Origin of the sequence: Thauera butanivorans NBRC 103042 (assembly GCF_001591165.1) — a bacterium.
Taxonomy (GTDB): domain Bacteria; phylum Pseudomonadota; class Gammaproteobacteria; order Burkholderiales; family Rhodocyclaceae; genus Thauera; species Thauera butanivorans.
Map to the genome: position 1 here is coordinate 28,349 of NZ_BCUG01000030.1, position 17,619 is coordinate 45,967.

Consider the following 17,619-nt stretch of genomic DNA (forward strand, 5'->3'; position numbering starts at 1 on the left):
GGCATGGATTTCGCATATCGGCGAACGGGCGCCCGGGAATGCCGCGGGCTCAGCGCTCCCAGGCACAGCCCTGCAGCGCCTCGCCGTTGGCGAGCAGCAGGGAAGCCTTCCACCCCGCCATCATGCTGCCATCGGCAAGGCGGCATATGCCCGGCGCTACCGTCAGCGTCGTTCCTGCCCCGGCAATCCGGACCGTCTCGCCGTCGCGCTCGATTTCGCCGTCGATCGCATATGCTTCGGCCTCACCGATACGATCGATGCGCAGGGTGCCGCCGCCGGCCATGGCCTCCCAATCGGCCTGCAGACCGACCGCTCGCCACTCCCCGGTATCTTTCGACTCGCGCATGCAGCGCGCAGTGATGTGGACGAAGTTGATGCCCGACACTTCCAGTGAGCCGCCACGCTGCACCGCAAGCAGCTCGGCGTAGAGGTTACGGCCCGGCGCGAGCCCGAAATCCTTCAGCGCACCGAGCACCGCCCGGCCTACCGAGGCATCGTCCACGTTCAAGTAGCTGCGATCCCGGCAGGGCGCCATGAAAACGCGCCCTTCATGGACAAGAAGCAGCCCTTTGGCGATTCCCGGCCCGCCCGGCGTCTGCTGCTCCCCTGGGATGGACACCGGCGCCGTCGCGGCTTGCTGGGCAAGGACGGGCAAGGTAGCGGCCAGAGCGCCCAATCCGAGCACGAGGCCGAGGAACCTTTCTGCAATCATCGACGCAAGTCCTCCACGGAACGGACGCTGGAGGCTGCGACCGGCCGAGAAACGGATACGGCCGCCGCCTGGCTTTCGAGCACCAGGCGAAATCCGACGAAATCGAAACGCGCCGTGGGCCTGCAATGCATGTGGCGCTTGCTGCAGCGGGCAAAGGCACCCGGGTGGGACCAGCCGCCGCCGCGCAACAGGCGGGCAGGTCCGGCCGCCCGATAGTGCGGGTTCTCCACGGCATGATGCGCGTAGGCATCGGATGCATAGACATCCGACACCCATTCCCACAGATTCCCGCTCATGTCGTACAGACCGAGCGCATTCGGCGCGAAGGAGCCTACCGCGACGCTGCCCTCACCATGCGCCTCCGCATACTCGGCCGTGTTCGCGCCCGCGGGTGGCGGCTCTCCGCCATGCTTTTCGGCCCTGCCCCCGGCACGGCACGCATATTCCCATTCGGCCTCGGTCGGCAGCCGGAAGATCTTGTCCGGATGGTGCTCGGAGAGCTTGCGCACGAAGGTTTCGATGTCGGCCTGGTTCACGCTGTCGACCGGGTGCCGGGGCGAGGCCGCAAAGACGGACAGGTTGTAATCCATGAGCCGCCCCCACTGCGCCTGGGTGACCTCGTGACGCCCGACCCAGAACGGGCTCATGCACACCTTGTGCACCGGAAGTTCGTTCGTTTCCCCATCGCCGAAGGTGTCGCCCATGTCGAAACACCCCCCAGGCACACGCACGAACTCCATACCGGTGACAGGTTCCCGCCATACGTCCTGCGCCATCGCGGACGCGCTCGCCACGACGGCAAGCAGCGCCGCACCGGCCAGGCAGCGGAGCGGGAACGAATCCGTTTTCATTGCGGGCTTCCTCCTGCTGTGCCCCTCCCGGTGCGGCCTGCCGATACGGGCGGCTTGCATGCCTGGTGGACACAGGCGATCCCGAGGCTCAAGTTGCGCCAGTTCACCTCGCTCAGGCCGCCCGCCTCCAGCATCCCGGCGAAACGCCGCTGATCGGGGAAGTTGCGGATCGACTCGACCAAGTATTCGTAAGCCGCGGGATTCTTCGCCACCCAGGAGCCCAGGCGCGGGATGACATGGAAGGAATAGGGGTCGTACAACAACTGGAACCACTTCTGCGGGCGGGAAAACTCGAGGCAGGCGAAGGTGCCACCGGGCCTGAGCACCCTGGCCACCTCGGCGATCGCAGCATCCAGCCGGGTGGTGTTGCGCAAGCCGAACGACACCGTGAGGACATCCACCGAAGCGTCTGCGAAGGGAAGGCGTTCGGCCTCTCCCGCAATCCACTCCACCCCGGCCGCATCGTCCCTGTTCCGCCCCGTACGCATCATCGGGAGGGAGGGGTCGAGCACGACGACGCGCCGGCCGCCCCGCCGTGCGAGGAGCGCAGCCACATCGCCCGTCCCCCCTGCCAGATCGACGAACAATCCGCGCTCGGGCAGGTGCGCGACGAAACTGCGCTTCCACAGCCTGTGGATGCCGAAACTCATCAGGTCGTTCATCAGGTCGTAACGCATCGCGACGTCGTCGAACATCCGGCGAATCCTTCTCCTGCGCTCGTGCGCCGTCACCGGCTGCCGACCGAAAGTCGAATCCAGTTCCTTGTCGCTGTCGTCGTGGCCGCTCATGAACACATTCGCATCCTCGGTGGTTCCGGCATTTCCGGCTTCCGCGACGACGAGACATCACGGGGCAGCCCACCGGCCAATCAGCAAATGTCGTGCCATTTTCATTCGAATGCCAGGAGGCGGATCTCTTTCAAGCCGTGCAAGCCTTTCAGCCTGTATCGGACGCCCCCGCCACCTTCCGGATTGCTGCCACCGACCGCCATGAATGGCAGTCCATGCGCGAAGGCAGGCCACTGCCCGAATGGAAAAGCGATGGAGCGGCGTCCCGACAACGGCGGCAGGAAACGCCGGATTGCTTTTGTCCCCTATTCACGTGCTGAAAATGCCGAGCACCGGCTCCATGCCGCCGCGGGACCGAAAAGCCTGCAATACGGCGTGAAGCCCGTTCGATGAAACAGGCGGACCCTCTGTCCTTATGGCAGAATCGAACTCTCATTTCCGTCCTGGCGGCATCCCAATGAGCCCCGCGTCACGCCCTCTGCCCGAATTGATTTCGTTCATGGAGACATTGCCGGAGCCGCATATCCTGTGCGGCCGGGATTACCGGATCATCGCCGCAAACGCGGCATACCGCCGCTCGTATCCTGACAGGCAGAGCGTGGTCGGACGAACCTGCTACGACGTGTCCCACCATTACAGCGTTCCATGCGACCGCGCGGGAGAGTCCTGCCCGCTGGCAAAGAGCTTGCAGTCGGGGCAGCGCGAAAAGATGCTCCACCTGCACCACACGCCGCGCGGGGAAGAATACGTCACCATCGAACTTTCCCCGATCCGGGATGCGGAGGGCGAGATTGTCTGGTTCATCGAGAGGATGGAGCCGATGCAGGTCGCGCGGGGAGCAGCGGGCCATCAGGCGCTGATCGGACGTGCACCGGCATTCCAGCGCATGCTCGAAATGGTGATGAGAGTGGCTCCCTCGGAGGCCAGCGTGCTGCTGCAGGGCGAATCCGGCACCGGCAAGGAGCTCGTCGCCAGCGCCGTGCATGCGGCCAGCAGCCGGGCAGACGCGCCTTTCGTCGTGGTGGATTGTTCCGGGTTGCCGGAAACCCTGTTCGAGAGCGAAGTCTTCGGTCACGAGCGCGGCGCCTTCACCGGCGCGGTCGCGCGCAAGCAGGGGCTGGTGGAAGCCGCCAGCGGCGGCACGCTGTTCCTCGATGAAATCGGCGACATCCCGCTGAGCATGCAGGTCAAGCTCTTGCGCCTGCTCGAGACCGGCACCTACCGCAGGGTCGGCTCGACGGAACTGCGCCATGCGGACGTGCGGCTCGTATCGGCCACGCACCGTCCGCTGCGGCAGATGATCCGCGACGGCGGCTTCCGCCAGGATCTGTACTTTCGCATCAATGCCTTTCCGATCGTCGTGCCGCCGCTGCGCGAGCGGCGCGAGGATCTGCCGCTGCTGGTGGCCTCGCTGCTCGAGCGGGTGGCGCCGCGCCGCCGGCTGAGCCTGTCGCCGGCAGCCTTGCGGGCCTTGTCCGCCTACTCCTTTCCCGGCAACGTGCGCGAACTGCGCAACGTACTGGAACGTGCCAGCCTGATGTGCGACGGCGAAGTGATCGACCTCGAACATCTGGCGAACGAGATCCGTAACCCGGATGAGCCGGTCCCTGACGCCACGCATGCCCGCAAGGAAAGCACCGCGGAGATGGCGCCAGGATCCGATCTCGGTGAAATCCAGCGCCAGGCGCTGATCCAGGCGGTACGCAACCATCGCGGCAGCCGTCAGGAACTGGCGCAGAAGCTGGGCTTGAGCGAGCGCACGCTTTATCGCCGGCTGAAAGCACTCGGCCTCGGACAGCGGACAAGCTGAGGCCGGCCCCCTCCTCCGTCTGCGTCGGAAATACCGATGCAGACGGCAGAGCCGGCAGCTTACGGCACGGACTCGCCGCTTGCGGAGTCCATCGTTCTCCGCGATTCCATGTCGGTGATGAAGGCGTCCCTGCCGTGCCGCATCACAGGCGCCAGATGCGCCTTCAGCTCTTCCAGCGTTGCCACGCGGCGTACATCGATCGGATGAGCAGGAAACACCAGGGTCTCTTCCGGCAGCACGAAAACACGCCGGACCAGAGTGTCGAAAAGCCTCCCCGGCTCCGTCTCGCTGCCACTGGGCACGCAGCCATCCAGATCGAACACATCGCCGCAGAAGAGGCGATCCTGCCAGAGGAAGCTCACGCTGCCCGGCGTGTGGCCGGGAGTGCCGATCACGTCGATCGTTTCTGCGCCGAACGACAGCGCCGCACCGTGCCCGACACGGCACATCCGCGCTGCCGGCATACCTGCGATCTCGAACTCATCGCCCGCCAGCAGGCATGCGCAGGTGCGGCTGCACAACTCATCGCAGGCATCGCCATCGGCTGCATGGACGTGGGTGCGAAGGACATACTTCAACTCGACACCGCGCTCTTCCGACAGGGCGAGGATCAATTCGGTCTGTCCGCGTGGCGGGTCGATGACCACCGCGGCCTTTGCGGCCAGGTCGGCCAACAGATAGCCGATCAGCCCGGTTTGCACCCCCTCGATCGGCCTGAACTGCAGCGGCATCACTCTGCCAAGCATGGAAGCCGCCTCTCTTTCTATTCGTTCCTGGCCAGCATTTCGTGCAGCGTCGCCACATGCTCCGCTTCCTCGGCAGCGAATTCGGCGGCCATGGCCTTCACCAGCGGGTCGGCCGAAGCGGCCGCGACCGATCGGTAGAAATCCAGGCCACCCTGCTCGCTCTCCAGCGCCAGCTTCAACGCCCCTTCGACGTCCATCAGGCCGTCGACGCCCCACCACGGCGCGGCCTCGGGCGGCTCGCCATGCGGCCATTCATAGCCGTCCCGCGGCAGATCCCGGATATGTCTGAAGCCGGCCCGGGCCATCGCGTCCTCGAGGTGCAGCCTGGAAAAGTCCGCGAACTGCCGGAACACCGCCTCCACTTCCACGTTGCCGTGAGTGGCCATGTGCTCGGCCAGTTCGTCGAAACGCCTGGCCGACTCGGCCTCCAGGCGCACGGCATGGGCCAGGAACTTGCGGATACCGTTCATCGCTTCGATCAACCGAACTTGAAGAGGATGCCGAAACCACCGCGCGGATAGTTCCAATCGACGTTGCCTTCGCCGCACACCAGCCTGCAGGTGCCGCATTCGAGGCAGCCGTCGACGACGAGTTCGATTCCGCCGCCCTCGGCGACGCGCCAGCAGCCCGCGGGACAGCACACGGTACAGGGCTTCGCCTTACACGCCGTGCACACCGCGGCGTCACGGAGCTTGATGTGCGGCCTGCCCACATCGACGCGATAGCGATCCTGGAAGAGCTTTTCTTCCACGTTGACGCTGGGCAGCAGCGCTTCGGCAAGCATGTTCATCGAAAGGCTCTCCAGAACTTGTAGGCATCGCCCAGCAGGCCGAGCAGGGAGCGTCTGCGCGCCAGTTCGCCGAGAATCTTCTTCTGCTTGTCGCGCTTGGGCACGCCATCGACGGTGAGGATTTCCCGCGCGGCATCGCCGACGAAACGCGGATACAGGTCGAGGATGTGCGGGTTCTGGTTGAGCAGTTCGGGCACGCCCTGGTATTTTTTCAGGTCGGCCATCACGAAGCTGTCGTCCAGGCCTTGCTTGTATCCCGCCAGATTGGCGGCAGTGAACGGCTTGCCGGCCTGGCGCAGCGCGATCAGCGTCTCCGCGGCGATGCGCCCCGAGGTCATCGCCAGGTTCGAGCCTTCGCGGTGCACCGCATTGACGAAGCCGGCCGAGTCGCCGACCACCAGCCAGCCTTCGCCATACAGCTGCGGCAATGCGCGGTAGCCGCCTTCGGGAATCAGGTGGGCGGAGTACTCCTTCATCTCGGCGCCATCGATCAGGGGCTGTACGGCGGAATGGCGCTTCAAGCCCTCCAGCAACTGGCAGGGCGTGAGCTGCTGCCGTTTCATGTCGCCCAGCATGCAGCCGATGCCGATCGCGATCGAGTCCTTGTTGGTGTAGAGGAAGCCGGTGCCGACCATGCCATGGGTGACGTTGCCGGCGATCTCGATGACCACGCCCTGGGTGCCGCTGATGTTGAAGCGCGCTTCCAGGGTTTCCTTGGGCAGGAACAGCACCTCCTTCACCACCAGCGCCATGTCCTCGGCCTTGATCGCGGGGCGCAGGCCGGCACGCTCGCCGAGCAGCGCGTTGGCGCCATCGGCCAGGATCACGCAGTCGGCCAGGATGTCGCCCTGGGCGCGCTCGGTGCGCACGCCGATGACCTTGCCGGCGTCGTCCTTCAGCAGGCCGGTCACCGTGGTCTCGCAGATCACCAGCGCACCGGCACTCTTGACCTGCTCGGAGAACCAGCGGTCGAAGCGCGCGCGGATGATGGTGTAGCGGTTGTACGGCTGCTGCGAGAAGCGCGCGTCGCGGTGGCTGACGCCGGTACAGGTCTGGTTCTCGTCGAGCAGCCACATCCGCTGCTCGGCGACGTGCCGTTCCAGCGGCGCCGAGTCGCGAAAGTCGGGGATGATCTTCTCCAGCGCATCGGCGTAGAGAATCGCGCCCTGGACGTTCTTGGTTCCCGGCGACTCGCCGCGTTCGAGCTGGAGCACGGACAGTCCGGCGCGAGCAAGAGTGTAGGCCGCAGCATTGCCGGCCGGGCCGGCGCCGACGACGACGACGTCGAATTTCTCCATCACACCGTCTCCTCCGCCGCCTGCGCCCGCCGTGCCCGCGCCTCGGCCAGACGCCGGGCGAAGGCGCGTTCGAGCGCAGGCAGCAATTCGGCGGCGCTGCCGATCAGGGCGTAGTTGGCGAAATCGAAGATCGGCGCCCGCGGATCGGGATTGATCCCGGCGATGACGTCCGCGCCCTCCATGCCGACCCGGTGCTGCACCGCGCCGGAGATGCCGGCGGCGATGTAGAGCTTGGGCCGTACGGTCTTGCCCGACTGGCCCACCTGGCGTTCGACGTCGGCCCAGCCGGCATGAACCGCCGGGCGGGAAGCGCCCACCTCGGCGCCGATGGTGCTCGCCAGGCGGGTGACGAGGGTGAAGTTTTCCGGCTTGGCCAAACCCCGGCCGCCGGCGACGATGAAATCGGCGAACGGCAGCTGCGGTTTGTCGGCGCGGACATCCGGGACGAAATCGAGCACCTTGGTGACGACCGCGGACTCGTCCAGCTGCAGGCCATGCTCGACGACGCGCAGCGGGCGGTCCGGCCGGCGGGCGGGCATGGTCATGACGCGCGGCCTGACCGTGGCCATCTGCGGCCGCGTCGCCAGATTGACGATGGTGCACATCAGGCTGCCGCCGAAGGTCGGGCGGCTCGACAGCAGCGAACGGTCGCTGGGATCGATGTCCAGCCCGGTGCAGTCCGCGGTCAGCCCGGTCAGCAGCGTGGTCGCGACCGATCCGGCCAGATCGCGCCCCTGCGTGGTGGCGCCGAGCAGCAGGATTTCCGGCTGGTAAGTGTCGACCAGTTCGGTCAGCCCGGTGGTGTAAGGCTGGTTGCGGTAATCCTCGAGCACCGGATGCCGGGCCAGATAGCACAGATCGGCACCGTAGGCACCGACCTCCGCGGCCAGTTCCCTCACCGCTTCGCCCATGCCACCCAGCAATACGCCGGCCAGCTCCACACCCAGCTTGTCGGCGAGTTCCCGCCCCTTGCCGAGCAGTTCCCAGGACACCGGATGCACATGCCCATGCTCGTGCTCGATGAAGACCCACACGCCCTTGTAGGACTTGAAGCGTTCCGGCAGGACTCGCTTGGGCTTCTTGATCGGCTTGGCGGCAGTGTCGAGTGAGTCGCTCATGGTTTCACTCCCTGCTGGCCGAGCAGTTCCAGATGTTCGAGCATGGCGTCCTCGAGATGCGGGTGATCGGCGAACAGCTTGTCGACAAAGGCTTCGGCGATCGCATCCGGGGTTTCCCCGTCGATGCGCAGCGCCTTGACCGCCTTGGGCCTGGGACCGAAAACCTGGGCGACCACCGTGGGCGAACCCTTCAGTCCGACCTGGGCAAGCTCCACGCCGATGCTGTCGCGGTTCCAGCGTTGCACTTCCTGGCGCGCAGCCCTGAACATGCCGGGCATGTCGGCGAAGCGGAGTTCGTTGCTGCCCTCCAGCATGGTCACCACGGCGGGCAGCGCCGATTTCAACACCTGCACGCCGCCTTCGGCCCTGCGTTCGACGACGATGTGCCGTGCCGTCGGCTCCAACTCGCAGATCTTCGACACGTAGGTCAGCAATTGGCAGCCGAGCCGGATCGCAATGCCGGGACCGACCTGGGCGGTGTCGCCGTCGATGGTCTGCTTGCCGGTGAAAATCAGATCGATCGGCGTCCGCGCATCCAGCGTCTTCAATGCGGCCGCCAGTACATAGGAGGTGGCGAGGGTGTCGGCACCGGAGAACACCTTGTCGGTGATCAGGATGGCCTCATCCGCACCGAGGGAAAGGCATTTCCGCAGCGCCTCCTCGGCCTGGGCCGGCCCCATCGTCAGCACGGTGATCCGGGCACCGGTACGATCCTTGATCCGCAACGCTTCTTCGAGCGCGAACAGGTCGTAGGGATTGACGATGGTCGGCACACCTTGCCGCATGATCGTGTTCGTGACCGGATGCACGCGAATCTGCGCGCTGTCGGGAACCTGTTTTATACAGACGGCGATGTGCATGGCATTCGGTCACGTTTGCAAGGAATCGACGGCAAGCTCATCGGCCCGGTCCTCATCACGCAGAATCACCGCTGCCGTCGTCACCGATCCGGACCACGGCCTCCGACAGCCACTGGTAAGGCGGCACTTCGAGATTGGTCGGCGCCGGTTGGCTGAGGTAGACACGCCCGGCCAGATCGAATATCGAGCCGTGGCAAGGGCACAGAAACCCCCCCGGCCAGTCCTCCCGCATCCCTTGCGCCGCACCCGGTGCGAACTTCTCCGATGGCGAGCAGCCGAGATGCGTGCAGATGCCGATCACGACGAGAAATTCGGGATTGATCGAACGATGACGATTGGCGGCGTACCCGGGCTGCTGTTTTTCCGCCGAGGCCGGGTCGGCGAGGCGCTGTTCATGGCCTTCCAGCGCGGCCAGCATTTCCGGCGTGCGGCGCAAAATCCACACCGGCTTGCCCCGCCACTCCACGGTCATCATTTCACCGGCCGCCAGCTTGCTGACGTCGGCCTCGACCGGCGCACCGGCCGCCTGGGCACGGCTCGACGGCGTCAGGCTGGCAACGAAAGGAACCGCCGTCGCAGCCGCCGCAACAGCCCCTGCACCTGCAGTGGCAGCCAGCAGCTTGCGGCGGTCTTCGAGATATTCGGACATCGACTGCTCTCCCGGCAATGGCACGAAAAAGAAACAAGGCCGGGGAACACTCCAATCCGGAAAACTCTACCGGGGGGTTGGGCCGAAGAGGGGACAGCCCAGGCAGGGATTTGGCCGGCGGCCTTGCTTCGATGGCTCTATTGCAATCCGCGTGCCACGAACGGGATGGCGCGGAATGGGCGGAAAACAGGGGATATTGCCGACATGGCTGCATCCGGCGACTGCCATTCACCGCCAATACTGCCACCCGGACGGCAGCGACTGCCATGGACGAACCGGCACAGCAGACGCAGGGCCTGCTTTGATTCGACGTGCATGGAGGCCGCAAAAAAAAACGCCCAAGTGATCGATTCACTTGGGCGTTTCCCGGGAATTTCTGGTCGGGGAAAGAGGATTCGAACCTCCGGCCCCTGCGTCCCGAACGCAGTGCTCTACCAGGCTGAGCTATTCCCCGACACTTGTTTGCTGCCTTGCGAAGCCCACCAATATATCAGTGATTTCGCTCAACTGCAAAGTGGGATAATTGTAGCAGTGCATCCTTGAAAATGGAAGGGGGCAGCACCGAAATCGCGTCGATCGCCAGTCGGGCTTCGGCTTCGGCATGGCGGCGGGTTTCTTCCAGCGCACCGGTGGCCTTGATCGCTGCCAGCACGACGGCGAAATCGTCACGGCCGCCGTTCTCGATGGCGCCGCGCACCAGCGCGGCCTGCTCGGGCGTGCCGTGGCTCATGACATGGATCAGCGGCAGCGTGGGCTTGCCTTCGGCCAGGTCGTCGCCGAGGTGCTTGCCGGTGTCGGCTTCCTCCGCGGAATAGTCGAGCACGTCGTCGATGAGCTGGAAGGCCGTGCCGAGGTGCATGCCGAATGCGGCGAGGCGCTGCTCGGTATCCGCGTCCGCACCGCCGATGATGCCGCCCAGGCGGGAGGCGGCTTCGAACAGCTTGGCCGTCTTGTAGCGAATCACGCGCAGATAATCCTCGATGAGGACATCTGCGTTGTGACAGTTGAGCAACTGGAGGACTTCGCCTTCGGCGATGATGTTGGTGGCGTCGGCCAGCACGCGCATCACGTGCATGTTGTCCACCCCGACCATCATCTGGAAGGCGCGGGTATAGAGGAAATCGCCCACCAGCACCGAAGCCGCGTTGCCGAACATGGCGTTGGCGGTCTTGTTGCCGCGGCGCAGGTCGGATTCGTCGACGACGTCGTCGTGCAGCAGCGTCGCGGTATGGATGAACTCCACGACCGCAGCCAGCTCGTGGTGATGCGTCCCCTTGTAGCCCATCGCCCCGGCGGTGAACAGCACCAGAGCCGGACGCAAGCGCTTGCCACCGCTATGGATGATGTATTCCGCGACCTGGCGGATCAGGACCACGTCTGAATGGAGACGGCTGCGGATGGCCGCATCCACCGCCTGCATGTCGGCGGCGATCGGCGCAAAAAGCTGCTTGACGGACAAGGCGGACACGCTGGCGGAAAAAGTCTGGATGGTAGGCGCCCGCGTCGACTCGCGTCAAGCCGCGCGGGCGACCTGTTCCCGGCACCTTGCTAGTGGCTGGCCAGGGCGCGCGCCACGGCGTTGTCCAGCGCCTCCTTGGCGGCCTTGCTGTCGGCCCACACGCCGGCCAGCTCCTCGTCGAGGATGCGGCGCACGCGCCCGCGCTCGACCACCGGCTGGGCACCGGATTCGGCCGTGGCCGGCTTGTTCGTGAGCTGCCCGACGGCCACGCGCACGTTGTCGAGGTCGTCGCCCAGCAGTTCGCTGGTCGATGCCAGCAGGCCCGCGCGGTTCAGCGGCAGATAGCCGGTCTCGCGCTGCCAGGCGACCTGGTTCTGCGGCTGCAGCCAGAACGCGATGAAACGCGCGACCGCCTTGTATTCGGCCGGCTTCTTGCCCGCAGAGGCCCATAGCGCCGGACCGTCGGCAATGGTGTTCTGGGGTGCGCCGGGGAAATCGTCGTAATACGGCAGGCGCGACACCGCGACATCGACCTTGCCCTGGCGGCGGAAATCGGCCCAGCTCGACGACGGCGCCGCGATCACCGCGCAATCGCCGCTCGCGAAACGCTGCTCGGCTTCGCTGTTCTGCTCGAAGACATGCAGATAGCGCGCCCGCGACCAGCTCGCCATCATCGCCACGTGCTTGACCTGGAACATGCCGTTGAAGGATGGCGCCATCGTCTGCGCCTTGCCCTTGCCCTGGGCCTTGGTGACGGGCTGGTTGTGCCAGGCGCTCAGGTTCTCGACCATCACGCGGCCCGGCTCGGCCACGGTGTAGGGGCAGGCATGGCCGGTATCGGCCAGGCGGCCGAGCGTTTCCTGCAGTTCGAACCAGGTCGCCACCGAAGGCGCGTCCGCGTTCACCCCCGCCTTGCGCAAGGCCTCGCGGTTGAGGAACAGCACCGGGGTCGACAAGCCGACCGGCAGCGCCAGCAACTGGCCCTTGGCGTTGACCGGCGTGCGCGTCATCATCGCGGGCGGGCGCAGCGTCTGCAAGGGCACGCCGGCATCCTTCATCAGCGCGTGCAGCGCCTTGTAGCGAGGCTTGCCGGCAACGAATGCCTCTTCGTCCTCGCCTTCGAGGATCAGCATGTGCGGCGAAGCGCTGCGCCAGTCCTCATCGGACAGCACCACCCTGGCGCTTTTTTCCTGCGCGTTGAAGCGCTCGACCAGTTCCTGCAGCGCCGCCGCCTTGCTTTCGGGCAGCCGGTGGAAGAGCTGGATCTGCAAGCCGGCATCCGCTTGCGCCGCAGGCATGGCAGCACCGGACAGAAGGGCGGCAAAGGCAATGACTGTCGTCTTGAAACGTTTGGTATCCATGGACCTGGGGCAAAAGGAAAACGGCGGGAAAGAGGAAGGGCGGCAGAAATCAGTTAACTGAAAGATTATAGAGTGCTCCTGATGTTGCTGACGCAACATCGCACGCCTTCGCGCCAGACCTTCAAGATATGGCGGGCAATGCCGTTAAGCCCTGCCATAGCCCGTGCACATTCCGACCAGCCATGCACAAACACGCCCTGCCCTCCGCACTTGCGAAACGCTCGCTCGCAAGACTCCTGCTCGCCGCCTCGCTGACGATGACCGCCGGCTGCGACGTACTGGGCGAGTTGCTGGAAATTCCCAATCCTGCACGCGAACAGGCGGCGAAGGAAGCCGAGGGGCGTGCGGTCGGCGGCGCCTGCCGCCACGCCGGGCGCTCGCTCGAAGACTGCTACGCACTCAACCCCTCATCCGAGAAGGCAGCGGTGTTCGCCGGCTGGCGGGACATGAACGATTACATGATGGAGCACAAGCTTGACACCGTTCCATCGGTGCTGGTGCCGGAAGCCCGGCAGGCCGAGCCCGGCACGGCCGCCTCTCCGGGCGGCGCCACGGCGCCCGCACAGTAGCGGCGCCACTGCCCCTGGCGGGCCGCAGGGCTTATCATCCGCACTTTCCCCGCATTTGCTCCCATTTCGCGATGGGTGCGCGCCCTTCATCTCCCCTGCCTGCCGATGACCCAACACACACCTGCCGCCGGCCTGCCCTGTTCCGGCCTGATCGGCTATTGCCGCGCCGGTTTCGAGAAGGAACTGGCCGGCGAGCTCGACGATCTGGCCGCCGAGGCCGGCCTGATCGGCTTCGTCCGTGCCCAGCCCGACACCGGCTACGTCGTCTTCGAGACCTTCGAGCCCGTTCCGCTCGGCAGCTTCGGCGCCGCCACCGACTGGCGGCGGCCCTGCTTCGCACGCCAGTTGCTGCCGTATTTCGCCCGCGTCGAGGGTCTGCCCGAGCGCGACCGCGCCACGCCGATCGTCGACGCGGTCAAGGCCTCCGGCCAGCGCTTCTGCGGCGTGGTGCTGGAAACACCGGACACCGACGAGGCCAAGCAGCGTTCAGGTTTCTGCAAGCGCTTCACCGAGCCCTTGACCAAAGCGCTGGAGAAGGCCGGCTGCCTGCGCAGCAGCCGCACCGGCCTGCCGGTGCTGCACGTGCTGTTCACCGACGCCACCACCGCCTGGCTGGCGGCCGGCCTGGACGGCCAGTGCGCGCCCTGGACCATGGGCATTCCGCGGCTGCGGATGCCCTCCAACGCCCCCAGCCGCTCGACCATGAAACTGGCCGAAGCCTTCATGACGCTGCTGGAAGAAGGCGAGCGCGACAACATCCTGCGCGCCGGGCAGCGCGCGGTCGATCTCGGCGCCGCGCCGGGCGGCTGGACCTGGCAACTCGTCCATCGCGGCCTGCGGGTGACCGCGATCGACAACGGCCCGCTGCGCGACAGCGTGATGGCGACCGAGATGGTCGAGCACCTGAAGGCCGACGGCTTTACCTGGCGGCCGCAGCGGCCGGTCGACTGGATGGTGTGCGACATGGTCGAGCAGCCTTCGCGCATCGCCTCGCTGATGGCCGAATGGATCGCCACCGGCAAGTGCCGCCATACGATCTTCAACCTCAAGCTGCCGATGAAGCGCCGGCTCGAAGCCGTCGAGCAATGCCGCGAGCTGATCCGCAAGCGGCTCAACAGCGTCGGCCCCTTCGACCTGCGCATCAAGCATCTGTACCACGACCGCGAGGAAGTCACCGCCTTCCTCACGCTGAAGCGCTGAAAAGCCGGCCCCGACCAGGCAAGGTCCGGCCGGGGACGGCCCGGCCCTGCCGCAGGCGAAGCCCCTGTCCCGTAACGATTTTCCGTGCGGTGTATAATCCGGGGTTTCGCAATCAGGCGGTCGGCTGCCGGCCGCATTCAACGCAAAGGCGCCCATGAGTTTCGCCGATCTCGGCCTCATTCCCGAACTGCTCAAAGCCGTCACCGACGCCGGCTATTCCGAACCCACGCCGATCCAGCGCCAGGCCATCCCGACCGTCATCGCCGGCCACGACGTGATGGGCGGCGCCCAGACCGGCACCGGCAAGACGGCCGGCTTCACGCTGCCGCTGCTGCAGCGCATCGCCCGCCACGCCAACACCAGCACCTCGCCCGCCCGTCACCAGACGCGCGCGCTGATCCTGGCGCCGACGCGCGAACTGGCGATGCAGGTGTACGAATCGGTCAAGACCTACAGCAAGCATCTGCCGCTGCGCTCGGTGTGCGTGTACGGCGGCGTGGACATCAAGCCGCAGCAGATGGAACTGCGCCGCGGCATCGAAGTGGTCATCGCCACGCCGGGCCGCCTGCTCGACCACGTCGAGCAGAAATCGATCAACCTGTCCCAGGTCGAAGTGCTGGTGCTGGACGAAGCCGACCGCATGCTGGACATGGGCTTCATCCCCGACATCAAGCGCATCCTCGCGCTGCTGCCGGCCAACCGCCAGAGCCTGCTGTTCTCCGCCACCTTCTCGGACGAGATCAAGAAGCTGGCGGACCAGATGCTGAAGAATCCGCAGCTGATCGAAGTCGCGCGCCGCAACATGGTGTCGGAAACGATCACGCACGTCGTACACCCCGTCTCGTCGGGCATGAAGCGCAATCTGCTCGCCCACCTGCTGCGCCACCAGCCGGACACCCAGGCGCTGGTGTTCGTCGACACCAAGATCGTCTGCGGCAGGCTGGCCCATTTCCTGGAGCGCAGCGGCATCTCGGCCGACGCCATCCACGGCGACAAGAGCCAGCAGCAGCGCACCGAGACGCTGGAAGCGTTCAAGAGCGGCAAGCTGCGCGTGCTCGTCGCCACCGACGTCGCCGCGCGCGGCATCGACATCGACGAACTGCCCTACGTCATCAACTTCGAACTGCCGCACACCGCCGAAGACTACGTGCACCGCATCGGCCGCACCGGCCGTGCCGGCCACAAGGGCAATGCGGTGTCGCTGGTCAGCACCGAAGAGAAGCACTGGCTGGCCGAGATCCAGAAACTGATCAAGCTCGAGATTCCGCAGGAGATCGTGCCCGGCTTCGACCCCGAGCCCGAGTTCTTCGAAGCCGGCAGCCGGTCGCGCGGCCGCCGTGCCGCAGCCGCCGCCGATGGCCAGCGGCCGCCGCGCCAGGGCGGGACGCGCCAGCCCGCCGTGCCGGCGGCACGGACCGGCCCCCGCTCGCGTTCGACGGTCGCCGCGGACGGCTTCGATTTCAGCAAGCCTTACCAGCCCGCAGCGTCGTCGTCCGCCTCCGAGCACCCGGCTGCCGATGCCCGCCCCGACCCCCTGCGCCGGCCCCAGCGGCCGATCGCGGTTCTGCTGGGCGGCCTGGGGCGAAAATAGCCGCGACTCCGGTGTCTATTTCCAGATCGGCGATGACGGGGGTTCAAGTATTCTGATGGCGATGCCGTAGATCACTACACCACCACCTCAGACCTTGTTCCCCGTGAATCTTCCCGGACGCCCGTCTTCTTCGCCGCAGCACGAACCTTTCGTTGCCGACCTCTCGGAAGGCGCCGAAACGGGCGTCTACCTGGCCCTGCTCGAGCTGATCGACGAAGGGCTGCTGATCATCGGCGACGAGTTGATCCTCGACGCCAACACGGCGGCCTGCAAGCTGCTGGAGCGTGACTACCGGGAAATCGCCGGCCAGCCGCTTGCCAGCCTGTTCCCCAACGAGGAAGGTTTTCTCGAAGCGCGCGGCCGGCTCCTGATCCAAGGCGAACGGCGCAGCCAGGTCGGCTTCGCCCTGCCGGACGGGCGCACGCGCGAACTCAAGGTGCTCTGCGCACCCCGGCTGCGCCCCGGCGTCCATGCACTGGTGCTCAGCCCCACCGGCTCGCGCGCGCGCGCATCATCCCGCCCGGCGTCGCGCACCACTGCGCCCCCGACCGTGCATTTCGCCGCCCATCTCGATCCGGAACACCGGCTTCTGAGCCGCCCGGGCAGCCTGTTCGACGCCACCATATGGCCTGACGCCAGTGCCGGCAGCTTCGAACCCAGACTGTGGCAAGCGCTCGACCAGGACGAGTTCACGCTGAATTTCCAGCCGCTGATCGACACCCGAAGCAAACGCCTGTGCGCCGGCGAAGCGCTGCTGCGCTGGCAGCATCCAACCCTCGGCCAGCTGCCGTTCGGACGTTTCAGGAATGCGATCCACGATCCGCAGCTCATCGCCCGACTCGGCGACTGGGCGCTCAATGCGGCCTGCCGCAGCGCCCGGACCTGGCAGAACGGCAAGGGCCGCAAGGCGCGGCTGACCGTCAACGTCGCCACCGAACAATTGCTGCATGGCGACTTCGCTGAATGCGTACGGCTGGTGCTGGAGGACAACGACCTGCCGCCGGAGCGCCTGGAGCTCGATCTCGACGAGAAAGTGCTCGAAAGCGAGAGCCCGGGCCTGCTGAGCGCCTTGAAGGCGCTGTCGGCAATGGGCGTCCGCCTTGCCATCGACGACTTCGGCCGCGGCCTGTCATCGATCCCGCGGCTGCGCCGCTATCCGCTGAACGCCGTCAAGCTGACGCCCGGGCTCGTCCAGGGCGTGGGCCACAGCGAAGACAGCGAGGCCGTCGTCGAGGCGATCGTGAGCCTTGCAGGCACGCTGGGACTCGAAGTATTTGCCCGCGGCGTGGAAACGCCCGCCCAGCGCGATTTTCTGAGCGCCCTCGCCTGCCATCTGCAACAAGGCCCCTTGTTCGGCCAGCCGATGACGGCCCACGAGTTCTCGCGCTTTTCCGCCTGATACCGACCTGCGTTCGAAGCGGGATTCAGTAGTCGAGCAGCGTCCGGCAGTCTTCCTCGCGCCCGGTCATGGCACTGAAGCGGTTCAGCCGTTCGCGCACGAAATCGTCCGGGATGCGCACATTGGCGCAGAATTCCCGCAACTGCATCGCATAAGCGAGGTTCTGCATGTCCTCGACCGTCTTTGCCACGGCGGGAAAGCGGTAGCCGTCGGTCTTGCGCCATTCGGGCACTTCCGGCTTCGCCGCGGCGGACGCCGGCGCGCCTTCGCTCGCCACGGCCGCCGGCTGCTGCGCGGCGGCCGGCAGCAGGACGGAAAACAGGCTCAGGAAAAGCAATGCACGCATGAAGGACATCGGGCCGTAAGCAGGGGAACATTCTCCTGCTTACGGCCCGATGAAGCCAGGCTTTAGCCGGCC

Annotated in this window: 19 protein-coding genes and 1 tRNA gene; 6 read left to right on the forward strand and 14 right to left on the reverse strand. The window is 66.1% G+C overall.

Annotation, left to right across the window (positions count from 1 at the left end):
- Window positions 1–49 precede the first annotated feature (49 nt).
- Genes TBU01S_RS13275 through TBU01S_RS13285 form a run of 3 tightly spaced genes read right to left on the reverse strand, consistent with a single transcriptional unit; the run spans window position 50 to window position 2,351 of the window.
- Entirely contained in the window at window positions 50–712 is a 663-nt protein-coding gene (locus TBU01S_RS13275; RefSeq protein WP_157659141.1) for a hypothetical protein, read from the reverse strand.
- A complete protein-coding gene (locus TBU01S_RS13280) occupies window positions 709–1,563 on the reverse strand; it encodes a formylglycine-generating enzyme family protein (protein WP_068637109.1) in 855 nt (284 codons plus the stop codon). Before TBU01S_RS13280 ends, TBU01S_RS13275 begins: the two co-directional genes overlap by 4 nt.
- Window positions 1,560–2,351 (reverse strand): class I SAM-dependent methyltransferase, encoded by a 792-nt coding sequence (locus TBU01S_RS13285; RefSeq protein ID WP_068637110.1) that lies wholly within the window; start codon window positions 2,349–2,351, stop codon window positions 1,560–1,562. The genes TBU01S_RS13280 and TBU01S_RS13285 overlap by 4 nt, the downstream gene beginning before the upstream one ends.
- On the opposite strand from TBU01S_RS13285, the gene TBU01S_RS23900 reads away from it, so the two are divergent.
- Window positions 2,340–2,744, forward strand: coding sequence for a hypothetical protein (locus TBU01S_RS23900; RefSeq protein ID WP_157659142.1), 405 nt, complete (start codon window positions 2,340–2,342; stop codon window positions 2,742–2,744). The two genes, TBU01S_RS13285 and TBU01S_RS23900, sit on opposite strands and share 12 nt — an antisense overlap.
- Before the next feature lie 64 nt (window positions 2,745–2,808).
- Window positions 2,809–4,161, forward strand: a complete 1,353-nt coding sequence (locus TBU01S_RS13290; RefSeq protein ID WP_068637111.1) for a sigma-54 interaction domain-containing protein — start codon at window positions 2,809–2,811, stop codon at window positions 4,159–4,161.
- A gap of 59 nt (window positions 4,162–4,220) precedes the next feature.
- Here the strand turns inward: TBU01S_RS13290 and TBU01S_RS13295 are convergent, their stop codons facing one another.
- The 10 genes from TBU01S_RS13295 to TBU01S_RS13340 all read right to left on the reverse strand — a co-directional run bounded on the left by TBU01S_RS13295 (window position 4,221) and on the right by TBU01S_RS13340 (window position 12,442).
- Entirely contained in the window at window positions 4,221–4,892 is a 672-nt protein-coding gene (locus TBU01S_RS13295; protein ID WP_068637146.1) for an MBL fold metallo-hydrolase, read from the reverse strand.
- Between the two features lie 32 nt (window positions 4,893–4,924).
- Entirely contained in the window at window positions 4,925–5,377 is a 453-nt protein-coding gene (locus tag TBU01S_RS13300; protein ID WP_068637147.1) for a ferritin family protein, read from the reverse strand.
- Window positions 5,378–5,385: 8 nt separating this feature from the next.
- Window positions 5,386–5,697: a ferredoxin family protein gene (locus TBU01S_RS13305; protein ID WP_068637112.1), complete on the reverse strand. Its 312-nt coding sequence runs from the start codon at window positions 5,695–5,697 to the stop codon at window positions 5,386–5,388.
- Window positions 5,694–6,995 carry an FAD-dependent oxidoreductase gene (locus tag TBU01S_RS13310; protein ID WP_245650920.1) on the reverse strand — a complete coding sequence of 434 codons (1,302 nt, stop codon included), beginning with the start codon at window positions 6,993–6,995 and terminating at the stop codon, window positions 5,694–5,696. Before TBU01S_RS13310 ends, TBU01S_RS13305 begins: the two co-directional genes overlap by 4 nt.
- Entirely contained in the window at window positions 6,995–8,113 is a 1,119-nt protein-coding gene (locus TBU01S_RS13315; protein WP_068637114.1) for an electron transfer flavoprotein subunit alpha/FixB family protein, read from the reverse strand. Before TBU01S_RS13315 ends, TBU01S_RS13310 begins: the two co-directional genes overlap by 1 nt.
- Complete coding sequence (locus TBU01S_RS13320; RefSeq protein ID WP_068637115.1) at window positions 8,110–8,973, reverse strand: electron transfer flavoprotein subunit beta/FixA family protein; 864 nt, start codon at window positions 8,971–8,973, stop codon at window positions 8,110–8,112. Before TBU01S_RS13320 ends, TBU01S_RS13315 begins: the two co-directional genes overlap by 4 nt.
- Window positions 8,974–9,028: 55 nt before the next feature.
- The gene (gene petA, locus TBU01S_RS13325; protein ID WP_068637116.1) at window positions 9,029–9,622 is read right to left on the reverse strand and encodes a ubiquinol-cytochrome c reductase iron-sulfur subunit; all 594 of its coding nucleotides are present in this window, start codon (window positions 9,620–9,622) and stop codon (window positions 9,029–9,031) included.
- A 377-nt stretch (window positions 9,623–9,999) separates the two neighbouring features.
- Window positions 10,000–10,076, reverse strand: a tRNA-Pro gene (locus tag TBU01S_RS13330).
- A gap of 36 nt (window positions 10,077–10,112) precedes the next feature.
- A complete protein-coding gene (gene ispB, locus TBU01S_RS13335; RefSeq protein ID WP_068637148.1) occupies window positions 10,113–11,081 on the reverse strand; it encodes an octaprenyl diphosphate synthase in 969 nt (322 codons plus the stop codon).
- Window positions 11,082–11,170: 89 nt separating this feature from the next.
- On the reverse strand, window positions 11,171–12,442 hold the full coding sequence (locus TBU01S_RS13340) for an extracellular solute-binding protein (RefSeq protein WP_068637117.1): 1,272 nt from the start codon (window positions 12,440–12,442) through the stop codon (window positions 11,171–11,173).
- Between the two features lie 182 nt (window positions 12,443–12,624).
- On the opposite strand from TBU01S_RS13340, the gene TBU01S_RS13345 reads away from it, so the two are divergent.
- The 4 genes from TBU01S_RS13345 (at window position 12,625) to TBU01S_RS13360 (ending at window position 17,201) form a co-directional block, all read left to right on the forward strand.
- Window positions 12,625–13,011, forward strand: coding sequence for a hypothetical protein (locus TBU01S_RS13345; protein ID WP_068637118.1), 387 nt, complete (start codon window positions 12,625–12,627; stop codon window positions 13,009–13,011).
- 105 nt (window positions 13,012–13,116) lie between these two features.
- Window positions 13,117–14,211 (forward strand): 23S rRNA (cytidine(2498)-2'-O)-methyltransferase RlmM, encoded by a 1,095-nt coding sequence (gene rlmM / locus TBU01S_RS13350; protein ID WP_068637119.1) that lies wholly within the window; start codon window positions 13,117–13,119, stop codon window positions 14,209–14,211.
- Between the two features lie 154 nt (window positions 14,212–14,365).
- Complete coding sequence (locus tag TBU01S_RS13355) at window positions 14,366–15,802, forward strand: DEAD/DEAH box helicase (RefSeq protein ID WP_068637120.1); 1,437 nt, start codon at window positions 14,366–14,368, stop codon at window positions 15,800–15,802.
- Window positions 15,803–15,905: 103 nt separating this feature from the next.
- Window positions 15,906–17,201, forward strand: a complete 1,296-nt coding sequence (locus tag TBU01S_RS13360; protein WP_068637149.1) for a sensor domain-containing phosphodiesterase — start codon at window positions 15,906–15,908, stop codon at window positions 17,199–17,201.
- A 25-nt stretch (window positions 17,202–17,226) separates the two neighbouring features.
- Here the strand turns inward: TBU01S_RS13360 and TBU01S_RS13365 are convergent, their stop codons facing one another.
- Complete coding sequence (locus TBU01S_RS13365) at window positions 17,227–17,547, reverse strand: hypothetical protein (RefSeq protein WP_369404211.1); 321 nt, start codon at window positions 17,545–17,547, stop codon at window positions 17,227–17,229.
- Between the last annotated feature and the right edge of the window lie 72 nt (window positions 17,548–17,619).